Source organism: Streptomyces sp. H39-C1, from assembly GCF_027158125.1.
GTDB classification, from domain to species: Bacteria; Actinomycetota; Actinomycetes; order Streptomycetales; family Streptomycetaceae; genus Actinacidiphila; species Actinacidiphila fildesensis.
The window spans coordinates 36,219-53,764 of the sequence record NZ_JAPVLS010000024.1 but is presented as its reverse complement, the minus strand read 5'-3'; the positions used below and the strand labels follow the sequence as shown (position 1 = coordinate 53,764).

Annotated in this window: 16 protein-coding genes; 11 read left to right on the top strand and 5 right to left on the bottom strand. The window is 72.2% G+C overall.

What is annotated here, in order from left to right:
- Positions 1–5: 5 nt before the first annotated feature.
- Positions 6–2,174 carry a S9 family peptidase gene (locus tag O3W51_RS18010; protein WP_269286774.1) on the bottom strand — a complete coding sequence of 723 codons (2,169 nt, stop codon included), beginning with the start codon at positions 2,172–2,174 and terminating at the stop codon, positions 6–8.
- Positions 2,175–2,363: 189 nt separating this feature from the next.
- On the opposite strand from O3W51_RS18010, the gene O3W51_RS18005 reads away from it, so the two are divergent.
- From O3W51_RS18005 to O3W51_RS17965, 9 genes are all read left to right on the top strand, one after another.
- Positions 2,364–2,558 (top strand): hypothetical protein, encoded by a 195-nt coding sequence (locus O3W51_RS18005; protein WP_138351021.1) that lies wholly within the window; start codon positions 2,364–2,366, stop codon positions 2,556–2,558.
- Positions 2,559–2,589: 31 nt separating this feature from the next.
- A complete protein-coding gene (gene mshB, locus O3W51_RS18000) occupies positions 2,590–3,450 on the top strand; it encodes an N-acetyl-1-D-myo-inositol-2-amino-2-deoxy-alpha-D-glucopyranoside deacetylase (protein ID WP_138351020.1) in 861 nt (286 codons plus the stop codon).
- On the top strand, positions 3,447–3,881 hold the full coding sequence (locus O3W51_RS17995; RefSeq protein ID WP_381586408.1) for a DUF6113 family protein: 435 nt from the start codon (positions 3,447–3,449) through the stop codon (positions 3,879–3,881). Before mshB ends, O3W51_RS17995 begins: the two co-directional genes overlap by 4 nt.
- A gap of 140 nt (positions 3,882–4,021) precedes the next feature.
- A complete protein-coding gene (locus O3W51_RS17990) occupies positions 4,022–6,067 on the top strand; it encodes a hypothetical protein (protein ID WP_187145000.1) in 2,046 nt (681 codons plus the stop codon).
- A 116-nt stretch (positions 6,068–6,183) separates the two neighbouring features.
- Positions 6,184–7,140 carry an ABC transporter ATP-binding protein gene (locus O3W51_RS17985; RefSeq protein WP_198357015.1) on the top strand — a complete coding sequence of 319 codons (957 nt, stop codon included), beginning with the start codon at positions 6,184–6,186 and terminating at the stop codon, positions 7,138–7,140.
- Positions 7,137–7,877 (top strand): ABC transporter permease, encoded by a 741-nt coding sequence (locus tag O3W51_RS17980; RefSeq protein ID WP_138351018.1) that lies wholly within the window; start codon positions 7,137–7,139, stop codon positions 7,875–7,877. The genes O3W51_RS17985 and O3W51_RS17980 overlap by 4 nt, the downstream gene beginning before the upstream one ends.
- Before the next feature lie 106 nt (positions 7,878–7,983).
- Complete coding sequence (locus O3W51_RS17975; RefSeq protein WP_198357101.1) at positions 7,984–9,165, top strand: sensor histidine kinase; 1,182 nt, start codon at positions 7,984–7,986, stop codon at positions 9,163–9,165.
- Between the two features lie 150 nt (positions 9,166–9,315).
- Positions 9,316–11,544 (top strand): MMPL family transporter, encoded by a 2,229-nt coding sequence (locus O3W51_RS17970; RefSeq protein WP_269286770.1) that lies wholly within the window; start codon positions 9,316–9,318, stop codon positions 11,542–11,544.
- Positions 11,545–11,570: 26 nt separating this feature from the next.
- On the top strand, positions 11,571–12,209 hold the full coding sequence (locus O3W51_RS17965; RefSeq protein WP_198357013.1) for a response regulator transcription factor: 639 nt from the start codon (positions 11,571–11,573) through the stop codon (positions 12,207–12,209).
- Between the two features lie 15 nt (positions 12,210–12,224).
- Here O3W51_RS17965 and O3W51_RS17960 read toward each other — a convergent pair whose 3' ends face one another.
- A complete protein-coding gene (locus O3W51_RS17960; RefSeq protein WP_138351015.1) occupies positions 12,225–13,049 on the bottom strand; it encodes a transglutaminase-like domain-containing protein in 825 nt (274 codons plus the stop codon).
- Entirely contained in the window at positions 13,046–14,053 is a 1,008-nt protein-coding gene (locus tag O3W51_RS17955) for a GNAT family N-acetyltransferase (RefSeq protein ID WP_138351086.1), read from the bottom strand. Before O3W51_RS17955 ends, O3W51_RS17960 begins: the two co-directional genes overlap by 4 nt.
- Before the next feature lie 114 nt (positions 14,054–14,167).
- Between O3W51_RS17955 and fdxA the strand changes: the two genes are divergently transcribed.
- Together fdxA and dapC are read left to right on the top strand one after the other, a co-directional pair.
- Positions 14,168–14,494: a ferredoxin gene (gene fdxA, locus O3W51_RS17950; RefSeq protein ID WP_138351014.1), complete on the top strand. Its 327-nt coding sequence runs from the start codon at positions 14,168–14,170 to the stop codon at positions 14,492–14,494.
- Positions 14,495–14,582: 88 nt separating this feature from the next.
- Positions 14,583–15,680 carry a succinyldiaminopimelate transaminase gene (dapC, locus tag O3W51_RS17945; RefSeq protein WP_164295283.1) on the top strand — a complete coding sequence of 366 codons (1,098 nt, stop codon included), beginning with the start codon at positions 14,583–14,585 and terminating at the stop codon, positions 15,678–15,680.
- Between the two features lie 81 nt (positions 15,681–15,761).
- Here dapC and O3W51_RS17940 read toward each other — a convergent pair whose 3' ends face one another.
- Complete coding sequence (locus O3W51_RS17940) at positions 15,762–16,259, bottom strand: ATP-binding protein (RefSeq protein WP_138351012.1); 498 nt, start codon at positions 16,257–16,259, stop codon at positions 15,762–15,764.
- Positions 16,260–16,534: 275 nt separating this feature from the next.
- Entirely contained in the window at positions 16,535–17,476 is a 942-nt protein-coding gene (locus tag O3W51_RS17935; RefSeq protein WP_198357012.1) for a heavy metal transporter, read from the bottom strand.
- Positions 17,477–17,546 lie beyond the last annotated feature (70 nt).

Here is a 17,546-nt window from a genome sequence, read left to right as displayed (position 1 = left end):
GGTGGTTACGCGACGCCCAGCGTCCGCTTGAGGAACGCCACCTGGAGCAGCAGCAGGTTCTCCGCGACCTCTTCCTGCGGGGTCATGTGCGTGACCCCGGAGAGCGGGAGCACCTCGTGCGGCCGGCCCGCCGCCAGCAGCGCGGAGGACAGCCGCAGCGAGTGCGCCACCAGGACGTTGTCGTCCGCGAGACCGTGGATGATCATCATCGGCCGGACCTGGTCCGCCGCACCCGACAACCCCTCGTCGGTGACGAGGGAGTTGGCGGCGTACACCTCGGGGTGCTCGTCCGGGTGGCCGAGGTAGCGCTCCTGGTAGTGCGTGTCGTACAGCCGCAGATCGGTGACGGGCGCGCCGACGACGCCCGCGTGGAAGACGTCGGGGCGGCGCAGCACGGCGAGCGCGGAGAGATAGCCGCCGTACGACCAGCCGCGGATGCCGACCCGGTCCAGGTCCAGCGGGTACGACCCGGCCAGCGCGTGCAGCGCGTCGACCTGGTCGTCCAGCGTGATCCCGGCGAGATTGCCGACGACGGACTTCTCCCAGGCGGGGGAGCGGCCGGGGGTGCCGCGACCGTCCGCGACGATCACCGCGAAGCCCTGGTCGGCGAACCACTGCGAGACCAGGTGGGCGTTGTGCGCCGACACCACGCGCTGGCCGTGCGGCCCGCCGTACGGGTCCATGAGGACCGGCAGCGGCCCGTCGCCCTCCCGGTATCCGGTCGGCAGCAGGACCGCCGCCGGGATCCGGCGTTCGCCCGCCTCGGTCAGCCGGACGACCGCCCGCAGCGCCGGCTGCTGGGCGTACGAGGTGATGACGGCGGCCGGCTTGTCGTCCCGCAGGACCCGCACCCGGGCGCCGGCGGTCTCCAGCGTCGCGGAGGTGAGCACCGTCAGAGGCCCGGAGCGGACCGCGGAGTGCACGCCGGGCTCGTCCGAGACCCGGGTGACGCCGTGTTCGCCCACCCGGTAGACGTGGATCTCGCCGATCTCGGGGGTGTCCGCCGCGGCCCCGGCCGACGCCGAGACGAGGACGTCGTCCGCGGTGATGTCGAGCACGGCCCTGATGTGCAGCTGCGCGCCGGTCAGCGGCCGGTCGCCGACGACCAGGACGCGCGCCCCGGCCCGCCCGTCGCCCGCCACCACCCCTCCAGGGAGCTTCGCGCCCCCCTTGATGTCGGCGATCCGGACCAGCTTCCCGTCCGGCGTCCAGGCCGGCACCCCGGGGAAAAGATCAAGCCAATCCTGATCTTCCTCGGCGTGCACCGGGTCGGTGCGGCCGGAGTCGGTGTCGACGCTGAGGAAGAGCTGACTGCGCTGGTCACGCGCCTGGACGAGCAGAACGGGCGGGCCGGCCGCCGACCAGTGCACCTGCGCGAGATACGGGTAGCGCTCCCGGTCCCACTCCACGTCCACCCGGGAACCGTCGAGGCCGACCAGCGCCAGCGTCACCACCGCGTTGGCCGTACCGGCCGCCGGGTAGGCGATCTCGGCCGGGCGGCGGCCCGGATGGGCCGGGTCGGCGATCCACCAGCGCTGTACGGGGGTCTCGTCGACCCGGGCGGCCAGCAGCCGCTCACCGTCCGGCGACCACCAGAAGCCGCGGCTGCGGCTCATCTCCTCCTGCGCGATGAACTCCGCCAGCCCCCACGTCACCTCGTCGCCGTCCGGCTCCGCGAGCGCCCGGTCGTTGCCGCCGTCCGCGTCGACGACCCGGAGCGCGCCGCCCGCGACGTACGCCACCCTGCGCCCGTCGGGCGACGGCCGGGGGTCGACGATGGGGCCCGCGGTGGTCAGCTCGCGCGCCGTCCCGGCCCGCAGCTCGGCCACGAACAGCCGCCCGGAGAGCGCGAACGCCGCCAGCTCCACGGCCTGGTCCACCGCATAGCCGACCACCCCGGACGACCCCTCACGGCTGCGCTCCCGCCGCGCCCGCTCCTGCGCGGAGAGCTCCTCGCCGGCCCCCGCCAGCAGCGCCGCCGGATCCGCCGCGATGCGCTCCTGACCGGATTCCGGATCGAGGATCCACAGCAGATTCGACGCGTCGGTCCCGGACCGGGACCGCAGGAACGCCACGCGCTCCCCGTCCGGCGAGACGGTGAACGCCCGGGGTGAGCCCAGCGAGAAGCGCTGCGTCCGGGCGTGCTGACGTGGAAACGAGAGCTCTTCAGTCATGCCACCGACCCTAGAGGGCCGTACCGGCGTCGACCGGGTCTGGCGGAAAACCGGCTATGCGCCCCCGCGTGCTTCCGTGCACCGAGATATGCGGTGGCACGGAAAGTTATGATCAGTTGCCGTGTGTGGGTAAGGGTTAGTAGCAACTGGCAAGTGTCGTGCCCCTGCGTACCTGGGAGGTGAGCCGTTGTGGCGCTATCGATTTCGGCGGTGCTGCTGCTGCTGATCGTCGTGGCCCTGCTGGTCAAGAAGTCTGGGCTCAAAGGCGGCCACGCGGTGGTCTGCACGCTGCTCGGCTTCTACTTGGCGAGCTCCTCCGTGGCCCCGACGATCCAGCAGCTGACGACGAGCGTCGCGGGCATGATCGGGGGCTTCAAGTTCTGAGGGGCACGCACCGGGTCGTTACGCTCTCCCCATGAGCGATCTCCCTCCCAGGCGGCTGCTGCTCGTCCATGCGCACCCGGACGACGAGTCGATCAACAATGGCGCGACGATGGCCAAGTACGCGGCCGAAGGCGCCCATGTCACCCTCGTGACCTGCACTCTCGGCGAAGAGGGCGAGGTCATCCCGACCGATCTCGCGCATCTGGCCGCGGACCGTGACGACACCCTCGGCCGGCATCGCATCGGAGAGCTCGCAGCGGCCATGAAGGAGCTCGGGGTCACCGATCACCGCTTCCTGGGCGGGCCCGGCCGCTACCGCGATTCGGGGATGATGGGCGTCGTCCAGAACGAGAACCCGGACTGCTTCTGGCAGGCCGACGTGGACGAGGCCGCCGGCCATCTTGTGGAAGTCATCCGCGAGGTCCGGCCGCAGGTCCTGGTCGCCTACGACCCGAACGGCGGCTACGGGCACCCCGACCATATCCAGGCGCACCGTGTCGCGATGCGCGCGGCCGAGCTGGCCGCGGCCGAGGGCCACGCCATCGAGAAGATCTACTGGAACTGCGTACCGCGCTCCGTGATCGAGGAGGGCTTCGCGGCCCTCGAGGCGGCCGGCAAGGAGATCCCCTTCGAGGGGATCGCCTCGGCCGACGACGTACCGGGCGTGGTCGACGACGCGAAGGTGACGGCGGCGATCGACGGGACCGCGTACGGGGAGCGCAAGGCCGCGGCGATGCGCGCCCACTTCACCCAGATCGCGGTGGACGGCCCGTTCTTCGCCCTCTCCAACGACCTCGGGCAGCCGCTGTTCGCCTCCGAGTACTACGTGCTGGTGCAGGGGACCGCGGGCGCGGAGCGCGAGGACGACCTGTTCGTCGGGGTGCGGGTATGAGGCCGGCCACGACGGCGGGTGCGGGCAAGGAAGCACAGCGATCGGCGGGCCGCGCGGGGATGGGCGGCACGGGCCGGACCGTGTCGTATCTCGTGCTCGGGGTGCTCGCCGCGCTGGTCGGCGGGGCGGGCGCGCTGGTCCAGGACGGCTGGTTCCCCGGCGGGCTGCTGCTCGCGCTGGCGGGCGTCGCGGGGCTGTTCTACGGCGGGGTGAAGCTCACCGGCACCCGGTTGGGAGCGGCGGTACCGGGCGCCGTGTGGCTGATCACCGTGATGCTGCTGAGCTCCGCGCGACCCGAGGGCGACTTCCTCTTCGCGGCCGGTATCGGCCCGTACATCTATCTGTTGGGGGGAGCACTCGCGGGAGTGGTCTGCGCCACTTTGCCGCAATTGCCCTCATCCGGGGCTAATGACTCCCGACTTGGCGGCTGACCCGCTGTCCGTGGTGTGCTGAGGAGCGAGCGTTCCACCGGTCACGGGGATCGCTCCGGCGCCGCCCAGTATGGTGGTGCGCGCTGGCGAGCCGCCTGAGGATGGCCGTGAGGTGGCGAAGCTAACCGGGAGAGCCTGCTTTGAGTCGTGAAACTGACAGTTCGTCCTCCGGGAACCAGGGGGGTCGCGGCGGGGCCGCGTACCCGTCGGGGACCCCGCCGTACGGAACCCGCCCGTTTCCGTCGCTGCACCCGCAGGAGGGGTCGCAGGACGGCGACGCCACGCCCGAGGCACCGGTGCCGCCGGCCGCCGAGGAGCCCAGGACCGAGACCACGATGACCACCAGGATCCGGATCAACATCCCCGGATCCCGGCCGATTCCGCCGCTGGTCATGCGGACCCCCGTCGAGGACCGCACGCCCGCGGAACCGTCCGGCGACCCCGACCCGGGCCGCCCCGCGTTCAGTTGGAACGCCGTGCCGGCGCCCGCGCCCGCTGCCGAGCCGGCCGGGGAACCGGAGCCGGACGAGGCCCCCGGGCCGGAGCGGACCAGCGACTGGTTCGCCCCCCGGAAGACCTCCGCGGCGGCTCCCGCGCCGTCCCCCGCACCGGGTCCCACGCCGCCTCCGGCATCGGACAGTACCCAGCCGATCAGCGTCGCCGGCCTGCAGTTCCCCGACGACGTCCGCGACCCCCGGCCGGCCGGCGGACAGCCGACGGCGGGCCCGTACCTGGCGCCGCCGATGGGCACCCCGCTCGGTGGCCCGGGAGCCTTCCCCGGGAACCGGGACGACACCCCGTGGCCCGGCTCGAACCCGCTGGCCCCGCAGGACCCCGCGTTCAGCGACCCGTCCTACCGCGATCCCGGCTTCGCCGACCCGGCGTTCAACGGCCCCCCGTTCGGGCCGGGCGGAGCGCCCGGTGAGGGCGACCGCAGCACGCCTTTCCCCGCCTACCAGCCGCCCGCGGGCCAGGGTCCGCAAGGACCGGCGGGACCGACCACCGGCCCGGTGACCGGCGCGGCGCGGCTGCCCCTGGCGGGCCAGCCCGCCCCCGGCACCACCGGGCCCGGTGCTCCCGCCGCCCCCGGTGCTCCCGGTGGGCGCGTGTCGGGCGACACGCTGGTCAGCGGCATCCCGACGGTGCCCGCCGGCCCCAGGACGCCCAAGCCGCCGGCCGCCGGCGAGGACTCCTACCGCTTCGAGGCGGACAGCACTCCGGCGAAGCCCAAGGGCCGCTCCAAGGTGATATTGGCGGGCGGCCTCCTGGTCTTCCTCGCGGGTATCGCCTACGGCGCCGGCCTGCTGATGAACCACGCCGAAGTGCCCAAGGGCACCACCGTCCTCGGTGTCGACATCGGCGGGAAGTCGCGCGACGAGGCCGTCAAGGCGCTCGACGCGAAGCTCGGCAACCGCATCACCGCCCCGATCAAGGTGAAGATCGGCGCCCGGACGCTGGAGCTCAAGCCCTCGGTGGCCGGCCTCTCCATCGACAACCTGGCCACCGTCCGCTCCGTCGCGCACACCGACTACAACCCGGTCTCGGTGATCGGCTCGCTCCTCGGCGGAGCGCGGCCGGCCGAACCCGTGCTCGTCGAGGACGACGAGAAGCTGAAGTCCGCGCTGCAGAACCTGTCGCAACAGGCGGCCGGCGGATCCGGTTCCGAGGGCATGGTGAAGTTCGTCAGCGGCAAGGCCGTCGGCGTACCCGGCACCCCGCGGCAGGCCGTCGACGTCGACGGCTCGATGAAGAAGGTCACCGACGCGTACCGGACCCGCGCCGAGACCGGCCGGGACCAGTTGGTGGAGCTGACCGCCACGACCGTGCAGCCGAAGGTCACCCAGGCCCAGATCGACGAGGCGATCGCCGGCTTCGGCAAGTCCGCGATGGCCGGGATCGTCACCGTGAAGGCCGACGGCTCGCACAAGGTCCCGTTCGGCCCGAACAAGTCGCTGCCCAAGTTCCTGACGATGGTCGCGGACGCCAACGGCAAGCTCCAGCCGTCCTTCGACCTGGTCGTCCTCAAGGACCTGTACGGCAAGGCGTTCACCGGCGTGCTCATCGTGCGGGACAACGGCACGAAGTCCGCCGTCACCCCGAAGGACGTCGCCGACGCGATGCTGCCGGCGCTGAACTCGTCGGACCAGTCCAAGAAGACCGTGGTGATCCCGCACGTGGCGAAGTAGCGCCAGGTCGTATCGTCCTGGGCCCCCGGCAGCGGTCCGGACCATGACATCTGTCATGCGGAAGACACGATGTCCGGCACTGCCGGGAGGGCCCGCCGCTCGGCGAAGCTGATGCCATGACCGCACCAGCCGTACAGACCGCGACCGACGGGCCCACTACGGGCGAACCCGTGGTCGGCTTCAGCGGCGTGAACAAGAGCTTCGGCCCTGTGCACGCTGTCGCCGACCTCACCCTGACCCTGCACCCAGGCGAGACCGTGGCGCTGCTCGGTCCCAACGGGGCCGGCAAGTCCTCGGCCCTCGATCTGCTGCTCGGGCTGCGCAACCCCGACTCCGGCGGTATCGAGGTCTTCGGCACCACCCCGGCGCAGGCCATCGCGCAGGGCCGGGTCGGCGCGATGCTGCAGAGCGGCGGCCTCATGGAGGACGTGACGGTGCGGGAGATCATCTCCCTGGCCTGTGCGCTGCACCCGCGTGCCTACCCGGTGGACGAGGTGCTGGCCACCGCCGACATCACCGACATCGGCGACCGCAAGGTCAACAGGCTCTCCGGCGGCCAGGAGCAGCGGGTCCGCTTCGCGCTCGCCACCGCCGGCGACAACGATCTGATCGTGCTCGACGAGCCGACCGTCGGGATGGACGTCACCGCCCGTCAGGCGTTCTGGGCGACGATGCGCCGCCGGGTCGACGAGGGCCGCACGGTGCTGTTCGCCACCCACTACCTGGAGGAGGCGGACGCGATCGCGGACCGCGTCCTGGTCCTGCACCGCGGCCGGCTCATCGCCGACGGCACCGCCGCCGAGATCAAGGCGCGGGCCGGTGCCCGCCGGATCACCTTCGACCTCCAGGGCGCGATCGACGAACCCGCGCTCAGGGCGCTGCCGCACCTGGTGGGCGTCGAGGTGTCCGGGGCCACCGTCCGGATCCGTTCCGACGACGCCGACGCGACGATGCACGCGGTCTACGGCCTGGGGCTCTACCCCCGCAATCTCGAAGTCGCGGGCCTCGGCCTGGAGCAGGCGTTCCTCGCCATCACCGACGCGGCATCCGCCGAGGAGGCGGAAGAGCGATGAAGACTCTGATCAAGCTGGAGATCCTGCGCGTCCTGCGCAACAAGAAGTTCATGTTCTTCTCGGTGATCTATCCGCCGCTGCTCTTCCTGATCATCACGGCGGGCACCGACCCCAAGGCGAAGCTGCCCGGCACCGATCTGTCGACGGTCGCGTACTTCATGGTCGCGATGTCCGCGTTCGGTGCCATGACGGCCGTCCTGATGGGCAACGCCGAGCGGATCGCCCGGGAGCGCGAGAAGGGCTGGGTGCGCCAGCTGCGGCTCACCGCGCTGCCCGGCCGCGGCTACGTCACCGCGAAGATCGCCTCGGCGGCCACCATCAGCCTGCCGTCGATCCTGCTCGTCATGATCGTCGGCGCGGCCGTGAAGCAGGTGCGCCTGGACGCCTGGCAGTGGGTCGCGATCCTGCTGTGCAGCTGGGCCGGCAGCTTCGTCTTCGCGGCGCTCGGGGTGGCCATCGGCTACGTCGCGTCCGCCGATGTCGCCCGGCCGATCTCGATGATCGCCTACTTCGCGCTGGCGCTGCTGGGCGGTCTGTGGGTGCCCTTCACATCCTTCCCGCAGTGGATGCAGAACATCGCCCAGTACCTGCCGGCCCGGCCCTACGCGGCGCTCGGCCAGGCCGTCGAGCTCGGGGACGCCCCGCATGTGAAGGACATCGCGATCCTGCTGGTCTATCTGCTGGTCTTCGCGGGCGGCGCGGCGTACCTGTACCGCAAGGACACCCAGAAGGCGTGACACCGTGAAGCCCGTGAAGTCCGTGAACCCCGCCGACGGCGCCCGCGCCGGACGAGAGAACTGGGCGCCGTGGCGCGCGGAGCTGGAGGCCGCCGACTCCACCTCCATGGGCCGCGTGCCGGAGACCCGCAGGCAGGCCGTGGTCAAGCTGCTGTGGATCGCCATCTGGATGCTCTACCTGGGCGCCCCGGTGGACGACCTGGTGCACGGCGGCCACGGGACCGCGGTGGTCGTCCTGGCCTCGCTGGGCCTCACGGGATTCGTCATCGCCTATCTGTCGCTGGTCTTCCTGCGGACCAACACCGAGGAGGAGAAGCGCTGGGTGTACTGGGTGCTGTGCGCCCTCGCCGGGCTGGCGGCGGTCACCTCGGCGACCCTGGGCAAGCCCTGGCTGGTGCTCTTCGTCTACGTCTCGGTGGCGTGCGGGGCGGTTCTGCCGCCGACCCGGTCCCGCTGGCTGATCCCGGCCGCCACCGGGGCGCTCGCCCTCATCGGCTCCTTCGTCGACACCCAGCGGGACCTCTTTCCGGCGCTGCTGATCCCTTGCCTCCTCGGAGGGTTCGCGATGGTGGGCATCAGACAACTCGTCCAGACGATGCGGGAGCTGCGCGAGGCGCGGGAGACCGTGGCGCAGCTCGCCGCGACCGAGGAACGGCTGCGGCTCGCCCGTGATCTGCACGATCTGCTCGGCCACTCGCTGTCCCTGATCACGCTCAAGAGCGAGCTGGCCGGCCGGATGCTCCCGGACCGGCCGGTGGACGCCGCGCAGCAGGTCGCCGACATCGAGAAGGTCAGCCGCCAGGCGCTCGTCGACGTCCGTGAGGCGGTGAGCGGCTACCGCCGCCCCACGCTGGCCACCGAACTGGCCGGAGCCCGCACCGCGCTGGCCGCCGCCGGCATCGCCGCCGACCTCCCGGTGGAGCTGCCGCCCACCGCGGCCGCACAGGACGACGGAACGTCCCCGGCGCTCGCCCCGGACACCGAGGGCGCGCTGGCCTGGGCCCTTCGTGAGGCGATCACCAACGTCATCCGGCACAGCGGCGCCACCCGCTGCGTGATCACCCTCACCGAGCGGTCCGACGACGGCGCCGGCACCGTCGTCCTCACCGTGACGGATGACGGCCGCGGCCCCGCCGGCGGCCCCGGCAACGGCCTCTCCGGCCTGGAGGAGCGCCTGCTGCTCGCCGGCGGCAGCCTCACCACCGGCCCGGCGGCGCCGACCGGTTTCACGCTCAGCGCGAGCGTGCCACGGCGTACCCCTGTGGTGACGGTTCCGCCCCTCGCCTGACCTGGTACGCGGCGGCGTCGCGTCCCCCCGTTCGGACGTGTGCCGGTTTCCCGCGGAGCTCCGTCGGCTACCTGTCACCAGCCGAAGACCGCCTCGGCCGGCGCCGGTCCGCCGATCGCCGTTCGCATCCCAGGGCTCCAGGGAGAACGCATGGCTGCACGACGGTCCACGAGCGCCGGACCGGGGCCCGGCTCCGAACGGGCGGGAGCACTGCGCAGGCTCGGTGAGTGGTGCGCCCGGCGCTGCGTCGTGGTCATCATCGTCTGGCTGGTCGCCCTGGCCGGGCTGCACGTCCTGCAGAACACCTTCGGCGGCACGTACTCGGACGACTTCTCGTTGCCGGGCACCCGGTCGAACACCGGCCAGCAGGTGCTCCAGAAGAACGCTCCGGCCTCCAGCGGCACCAGCGCCCAGGTGGTCATGCACGACTCCAAGGGCCAGCTGACCGGCGTCACGGACCAGATCAACCAGACCGTCGCCGCGCTCCAGAGGGTCCCGCACGTGACCTCGGTGACGAGCCCGCTGCCGGCCTCGGCGTCCGCCCCGCCGACGGGTGCGATCTCCAAGGACGGGACGATCGGCTACATCACCGTCCGCTTCGACAAGAATCCCACGTCGATCGGCGAATCCCTGGTCGGCAACGTCGACGGCGCCGTCGCCTCGCTGCGGTCCGCGGGCATCGACGTCGAGTACGGCGGACCTCTCGGCGAGGCCGCCCGGCCCGACACCAAGGACTTCACCAGCGAGGCCATCGGGTTCGCCGTCGCGGTGGTCGTCCTGCTGGTGGGATTCGGCAGCGTCATCGCCGCCGGCCTGCCGCTCGTCAGCGCGCTGATCGCGGTGATCGTCGGGCTGAGCTGTCTGAGCCTGCTGGCGGCGGCCTCCACCTTCGCGAGCGTCTCGCCGACCCTGGCCACGATGATCGGGCTCGGCGTGGGCATCGACTACGCGCTGTTCCTGATCACCCGCTATCGCCAGCTGCTGATGGACGGCGACGATCCGCCCGTCGCGGCGGGCCGGGCGGTGGCCACCAGCGGCCGGGCGGTCCTGGTCTCCGGCTGCACGGTGATCGTCGCGCTGCTCGGCCTGTACGTGTCGCGGGTCAGCTTCATCGGCAAGCTGGGCGTGGCGGCGGGCGTCACCGTGGTCACGGCGGTGCTGGGCGCGCTCACCCTGGTCCCCGCGCTGCTCGGACTGATCGGTCGCCGGATCGACCGCTTCACCTTCCGCAAGCCCGTCGCGGAGGGTACCCAGGGCCTGGAGGGCGAGGCGCAGGGCGGCTGGCACCGGTACGCCCAGCGGGTGGAGCGCCGCCCCTGGTGGTTCCTGCTCGGCGGGGTGGTGGTGATCGCGGTCCTGGCGATCCCGCTGCTGTCGATCCGGCTCGGCCATATCGATGACGGCGCCGATCCGACCAGCTTCACCGACCGGCGGGCGTTCGACCTGATCAGCGAAGGCTTCGGGCCCGGTGCCAACGGTCCGCTGACCATCGTGGTCGACCAGACCGACGTACCGGCCGCCGACCGGGCGGCGCTGGCCACCTCGGTGCAGAAGGCGCTCACCGGCGTACCCGGCGCGGCGAGCATCAGCCCGCCGCAGCCCACCAGCAACGGCCAGGTGCTGATCTCCACCGCGATCTCCGAGGTCGTTCCGCAGGCCGCGGGCACCACGGATCTGACCAACCATCTCGAGGACGACGTCCTGCCGAAGGCGGTGTCGGGCACCGCCGCCCGCACCTATCTGACCGGGACGACCGCCGCCCAGGTGGACTTCCTGGACCTGATCTCCGCACGGCTGCCGCTGATCATCGCGGTGGTGGTGGGGCTGGCCTTCATCATCATCCTGACCGTCTTCCGCGGTCTGCTGGTGGCGCTCAAGGCCGCCGTGCTCAACCTGCTGTCGATCGCCGCCTCGTACGGGGTGGTGGTCGCGGTGTTCCAGTGGGGCTGGGGCGGCCCGGCACTCGGCGTCAACGGCACGGTCCCGATCGAGAGCTATGTGCCGATGATGATGTTCGCCATCGTCTTCGGGCTCAGCATGGACTACGAGGTGTTCCTGCTCTCGCGGGTGCACGAGGCCTGGGAGCGCACCGGGGACAGCAAGGGCAGCGTGGCGCACGGTCTGGAGATCACCGCACGGGTGATCACCTGCGCCGCGCTGATCATGGTGAGCGTCTTCGCCGCGTTCATCCTCAGCGACAACATCGTCATCAAGATGCTGGGTCTCGGCCTGTCGGTGAGCGTCCTGATCGACGCCACCATCGTCCGGCTCCTGCTGGTGCCCGCGGTCATGACGCTGCTCGGCCGGCACGCGTGGTGGATGCCGCGCTGGCTCGACCGGGTGCTGCCGCACGTGGACGCCGAGGGTACGACGGCCTGACGGTGCGGCGGCCCTACTCTGGCCGTATGACTGAGGCCAGCGGCGGGCCACCCGCACGGAACGTACGAGTCCTCCTCGCCGACGACCAGTCGATGGTGCGGGAAGCGCTGGCCACGCTGCTGGGCCTGGAGGACGACATAGAGGTGGTCGCCCAGGTCGCCCGGGGCGACGAGGTGCTGGCGGCGGCCCGCGCCTACGCACCGGACGTGGCGCTGCTCGACATCGAGATGCCCGGCCTGACCGGGATCGAGGCGGCGGCGCAGCTCCGCAAGGCGCTGCCGGGCATCAGGATCGTGATCGTCACGACGTTCGGCCGCCCCGGGTACCTGCGGCGCGCGATGGAGTCCGGCGCCGAGGCGTTCCTCGTCAAGGACGCGCCGGCGTCCCAGCTCGCCGACGCGGTACGGCGGGTGCTGCGCGGGGAGCGGGTCATCGACCCGACGCTCGCGGCGGCGGCGCTGGCCGACGGGGCGGACCCGCTGACCGCCCGCGAGCGGGACGTACTGCGGGCGGCGGCCGACGGGTCGGTGAACGCGGAGATCGCACGGAGCCTGCTGCTGTCCGAGGGCACGGTCCGCAACTACCTCTCGACGGCGATCCAGAAGACGGGCGCCCGCAACCGGGCGGAAGCGGTGCGGATCGCCCGCGAGAAGGGCTGGCTCTAGGGTCTGTCCGGCGGCTCAGTTCAGCAGCGCGCGCGCCGATCTGGCCTGTCCCTGGATGGACTTCGCGGCCTCCGGATCGATGATCTTCAGCATCTCCGCGTAGGCCTCCATCTCGGCCGCGCCCTGCAGGTAGTCACCGCGCCGTACGAGGAGCTGGGCGCGTTCGTAGCGCAGCCGGGCCGGGTGCCGGGGGAGCAGCAGGGCGAGCTCGACGGCCCACAGCTGCACGCCGATCTCCTCGGGCCGGGCGGCCGCCCAGGCGCGGATGTTGTTCAGCACCCGCAGCACGATGTCGAGCGGGTCGGCGGGCACCAGCATGTCCGGCGCCAGCGGGGCGCCGGTCGCGCCCGCGACGAGCAGCCCGGCGTCGTCGGAGTCGAGCACCCGGCCGCCGTGGAACGGGTCGGCGAGCACGAAGTGCCCGGCGGGATCACCCAGGCCGACGACGAAATGGCCGGGCAGGGCCACCCCGTAGACCGGGGCGCCGGCCCGCCGGCCGACCTCGATCCAGACCACCGACAGCAGGATCGGCAGACCGCGCCGGCGGCGCAGCACCTCGTGCAGCAGCGAGGACTCCAGCCGCCCGTAGTCGGCGGGCAGCCCGGCGAAGCCGCAGGTGCCGCCGAGGAGCGCGGACAGCGCGCGGGCCCAGTCGTCGGGCGTCGTGAGGCCGTAGGGCAGCATTCCGGCCAGCCGGTCGAGCTCGATCTGCGCCGTGTCCGGACCGGTCCGGCCGAACTCGGGGTCGGCCTCCGCGCCGATCAGCAGGCACAGCTCGGCGAGGTCGGGCCGCTCCTCGCGGGCCGCCTCCGCGAAGCGCTCACGCCACGGGCCCGTCACGGCGACGGCCGGCGGTAGTGGTAGCCGTGATGGGTGGTGAAGCCCATCCGGTCGTACAGCGCCCGCGCGGCGTCGTTGTCCGCCTCGACCTGGAGATACGCGAACGACGCGCCCTCCTCGACGGCCCGGCGGGCGAGCGCGGCCATCACCGCGGTGGCGAGCCCCCGCCGCCGGAACGCCGGTTCGACCTCGACGGCACCGAACAGCGCCCACCGGCCGTCCACCACGCCGCGCCCGATCGCCCCGGGCGCGGTGGCGAACCAGACGGACGGCCCGCCGAGCACCACCTTCAGTGCCTGTTCCGCCAGGTCACCCGTGCGGTGGTACGACGCGAGCCAGGAATCCCCGGGCTCGCGGGTCAGGGTGACGGCGTCCGCGCCGGGCAGTTCCGCGAGCGGCGCGAGGGGTGCGGTACGGACCAGGGTGTCGGCCTCCCGGAGCCAGCCGCGCCGGTCGAGCTCGGCGGCGAGCGGCCCGTCGTCGGGGACCTGGAGGTACGGGGTCGTGCCGCGTTCGCCGTACCAGCGCACGACGAACTCCAGCGCCTCGTCCAGCGGCATCTCCGGATCACCGTGCGCGAGAACGGAGTTGGCCCGCCGCGTGAAGCCCTCCCGTCGCCCACCACCACCCTTCCGAGGGAGCGCTCCGCGCACCCCTTCTGTGGCCCGCAGCGTCCACTCGCCCAGCCGCTCGCTCTCCGTGGCCGGCCAGGCGCGCGAGGCCGCTTCCTGGAGCTCCGCCGCGCTCACCCGAGCGCTGCGGCGGACCGGAGCGGGGGGCACGACCTTTCCCGCGACCAGCGCAGATTCGGCGATCCGGACGGTTTCACCGTCCCGGCGGGTGACGCACACCACGCCGTGATCCCACGATGCGAGAACACCGAGGGTGTCGCTGAACGTAGGCTGCCCGTCAGCGATCTCCAGTACCCGCCGTACCGAAACGCGTTTCCCCACGTCAGCAGGGCTGATGCGGACCACTAGCCGTCCTGTGGCGGCAAAATCCATAGTCATCAGTGCCCCTCTTGTTCGTCTCGTGCCCAGGAACGGAGATACTAGAGGCGGGCATCGACGACGCCGCGCTCCCGCGCGAGATGAGCCCTACCGAGGAGGAACGACAGCGTGACCTACGTCATCGCGCAGCCTTGTGTCGACGTCAAGGACAAGGCGTGTATCGAAGAGTGCCCGGTCGACTGCATCTACGAGGGCTCCAGGTCCTTGTACATCCACCCGGACGAATGCGTCGACTGCGGCGCCTGTGAGCCGGTCTGCCCGGTCGAGGCCATCTTCTACGAGGACGACACCCCGGAGGAGTGGAAGGACTACTACAAGGCGAATGTGGAGTTCTTCGACGAGCTCGGATCGCCCGGTGGCGCCTCGAAGCTCGGACTGATCGAGCGGGACCACCCCTTCATCGCCGCGCTGGAACCGCAGAACCAGCCCGGCTGATCAAGACCGCACGACGCGTCGGTCCCGTACGGGGAGGCTTCCGTACGGGACCGGTGTCGTTCTCCAGTCCAGGAAAGTGAGCACCAGCGTGGCGCCAGTCTCCGACCGTCTCCCCGTCTTCCCCTGGGACCGGCTAGAGCCGTACAAGGCCGCGGCGGCCGCACACGCCGACGGCATCGTCGACCTGTCGGTGGGCACCCCCGTGGACCCGGTCCCGGCCGTGATCCGCAAGGCACTGTCCGCCGCGGCGGACAGCCCCGGCTATCCGCTGACGTACGGCACCGGCTCGCTGCGGGACGCCGTCGCGGACTATCTGCGGGACCGGCTCGGCATCGCGGGCGCCCAGCCGGCGAACGTGCTGCCGCTGATCGGCTCCAAGGAGCTGGTCGGCTGGCTGCCGACGCTGCTGGGGCTGCGCGAGGGCGATCAGGTCGCCTACCCGGAGCTGGCCTACCCGACGTACGAGATCGGGGCGCTCGTCGCCCGCGCCGAGCCGGTGACGTACGCCGACCCGGTCGCCGACCTCGACCCGGCGCGGGTCCGGCTGCTCTGGCTCAACACCCCGTCGAACCCGACCGGCCGGGTGCTGGACGCCGCCGAGCTGCGCCGCATCGTGGACTGGGCGCGCGAGCACGGCATCCTCGTCGTCTCCGACGAGTGCTACATCGAGCTGGGCTGGGACGCGGCACCGGTCTCCGTGCTGCACCCCGACGTGTGCGGTGACAGCCACGACGGGCTGATCGCCGTCCACTCGCTCTCCAAGCGCTCCAACTTCGCCGGGTACCGGGGCGCGTTCCTGGCCGGCGACGCGGCCGTCGTCAAGGAGCTGCTGGGGGTGCGCAAGCACACCGGCATGATCGTCCCGGCGCCCGTGCAGTCCGCGATGATCGCCGCGCTCGGCGACCGCGAGCACGCCGTCGTGCAGAAGGAGCGCTACGCCCGGCGGCGGGCCGTGCTGCGGACCGCCTTCGAGGCCGCCGGATTCCGGATCGAGCACAGCGAGGCCAGCCTCTACCTGTGGGCGACGCGTGGGGAGTCCTGCTGGGACACCGTCGGTGACCTGGCCAAGCAGGGCATCCTGGTCGCGCCGGGCGAGTTCTACGGTCCGACGGGCGCGCACTTCGTACGGGTCGCGTTCACCGCGCTCGACGAGCGGGTGGACGCCGCGGTGCGCCGGCTGGCCTGACGTCCCCTGTTGTCCCCGCAACGCCGGAAGGGGCCCGGAGAGCGCGCGCTCTCCGGGCCCCTTCGCGTGGGTCCGCCGTGCCTAGCCGCCGATCGGCAGGCTGCTGAGCGGCAGTGCGTCGGTCGGGAGGGTGCTGATCGGGAGGGTGCCGGCCGACGGGAGCGAGGAACCGCCGGGCATGCCGGCGACCGGGAGGGTGTCGGCGCCGGACAGGCCGGCCGCGCCCACGGACTTGGTGGTCGAGCCGAGGAGATCGCCGGTGGAGCCGGCGGCGTCGCCTGCGGCCTTCTGGGCGGCCGGGGCGGCGGTCTTGCCGGTGGTGCCGACCGTCCGGCCCGCGGCCGGGACGGCCGTCTGCACGGTCTTGCTGCCGGCCTCGGTGGCCAGGCCGCTGGCCTGCTGGGAGGCGCCGTCGAGGGTGTTGCCGAGGCTCGCGCCGTCAAGGTTGGTCAGTCCACCCAGGTCAGCCGTCTGCGGCAGCTCGGCGGCCGACGCGGCGCCGGCGCCCAGCAGGGGAGCCGCGGCCGCACCGATCAGCAGGGCAGCACGGGCGATCCGACGCGAAAGGGGGAGGGACATGGTGCTCCTTTTACGGAGGGGGGACGGGACATGTCCGCCGGGCGGACGTGCTGACTACCGCTCCAGGAGCCCGAAGGTTGCGGCCGTTCGAGGTAAAGAGTTGGTAATGCGTCGCATAATAGTGCTCCGGCAAAATGGTCCATTCCGGTCACGGCGCAAAGAAGTGAGGAAACGTCACATCGCTTGCGTCACAAGGGAGTTGGCGGCCGGTCGGGGGAATTGGCCGCTTCCGGAGTTTGACGTAGCCGCTATGCGCCTGCGGGTGATGCGCCGCACTATTGCGCGACCGTGATCCGTACGTCGCCGTCGGCGGTCTCGGCCGCACTGGTGTCGGACTTCTGCCAGCCCTTGCCGGAATCGGCCGCCCGCCACTGCTTGTCCCGGAACGAGACCTTCTCGACCTTCAGCTCCGCGGAATGGGCCACCGCCCACTGCGCCAGCTCCCAGCCGCGGCGCTTCCCGTCCCCCTCCGCCGCGCCTCCGGCGGGGGTCGACGGCACCTGGACGGTCCGCTCGCGCGCCGTGCCGCCACCGGCCCTGCCCTCGGCCGGGCGCGGGGTGACCTGCGGTCCGAACTCACGGGCCAGCTGCTTGCGGACCCGCGCGGGATCGCCCGTCGTAACGGTCTCGCCCGAGCTCAGGGTGCAGCTGAGCGCGCCGGGCTGCCGGCCGGTCAGCGCCGAGGTCAGCAGGGTCGCGTCCGCCTCGTGCTTCGCGTACGCCTGGGGGAAGCCGCTCTTCTGCACCCGCTGGGCGGCCACGGTCAGCGGCAGCCGCGCATAGCCCTCGATCTTCACCAGGCCGTCGAAGAACTCGTTCGTGGCGTGCACCGGGTCCATGATCTGTGCCGGGGTGCCCCAGCCCTGCGAGGGCCGCTGCTGGAACAGGCCGAGCGAGTCCCGGTCGCCGTGGTCGAGATTGCGGAGCATCGACTCCTGCATCGAGGTGGCCAGCGCTATCGTCAGCGCCCGCTCCGGCAGCCCCCTGGACGTCGCGACCGCGGCGATCGTCGAGGCGTTCTCCGCCTGCTGCGATTCGAGCTCCATGGTGTTGCCGTCCGCCGCGACCGTGCACCCGGCGCGCTGGGAGCGGCTCTCGACGACGTAGTAGGCGCCGTATCCGGCGATCCCGAGCAGGACGAGGCCCGCCACGGTCAGCCGGAGTCGGCGGCCGTTCCGGCGAGGACGCCGCTCCGGCGTCGGCGAAGGCTGGGACATGAGGCCCACCGTACCCACACACCGCTCCCGGAGCCCGAACGCCGACGCCGGACGTGCGCACGTCGCGGGA

Excerpts from the sequence above, each read along its gene's own strand:
- O3W51_RS18010 (WP_269286774.1), bottom strand. The coding sequence starts at position 2,174 with ATGACTGAAGAGCTCTCGTTTCCACGTCAGCACGCCCGGACGCAGCGC.
- mshB (WP_138351020.1), top strand. The coding sequence starts at position 2,590 with ATGAGCGATCTCCCTCCCAGGCGGCTGCTGCTCGTCCATGCGCACCCG.
- O3W51_RS17995 (WP_381586408.1), top strand. The coding sequence starts at position 3,447 with ATGAGGCCGGCCACGACGGCGGGTGCGGGCAAGGAAGCACAGCGATCG.
- O3W51_RS17985 (WP_198357015.1), top strand. The coding sequence starts at position 6,184 with ATGACCGCACCAGCCGTACAGACCGCGACCGACGGGCCCACTACGGGC.
- O3W51_RS17980 (WP_138351018.1), top strand. The coding sequence starts at position 7,137 with ATGAAGACTCTGATCAAGCTGGAGATCCTGCGCGTCCTGCGCAACAAG.
- O3W51_RS17975 (WP_198357101.1), top strand. The coding sequence starts at position 7,984 with ATGGGCCGCGTGCCGGAGACCCGCAGGCAGGCCGTGGTCAAGCTGCTG.
- O3W51_RS17970 (WP_269286770.1), top strand. The coding sequence starts at position 9,316 with ATGGCTGCACGACGGTCCACGAGCGCCGGACCGGGGCCCGGCTCCGAA.
- O3W51_RS17965 (WP_198357013.1), top strand. The coding sequence starts at position 11,571 with ATGACTGAGGCCAGCGGCGGGCCACCCGCACGGAACGTACGAGTCCTC.
- O3W51_RS17955 (WP_138351086.1), bottom strand. The coding sequence starts at position 14,053 with ATGGATTTTGCCGCCACAGGACGGCTAGTGGTCCGCATCAGCCCTGCT.
- O3W51_RS17940 (WP_138351012.1), bottom strand. The coding sequence starts at position 16,259 with ATGTCCCTCCCCCTTTCGCGTCGGATCGCCCGTGCTGCCCTGCTGATC.
- O3W51_RS17935 (WP_198357012.1), bottom strand. The coding sequence starts at position 17,476 with ATGTCCCAGCCTTCGCCGACGCCGGAGCGGCGTCCTCGCCGGAACGGC.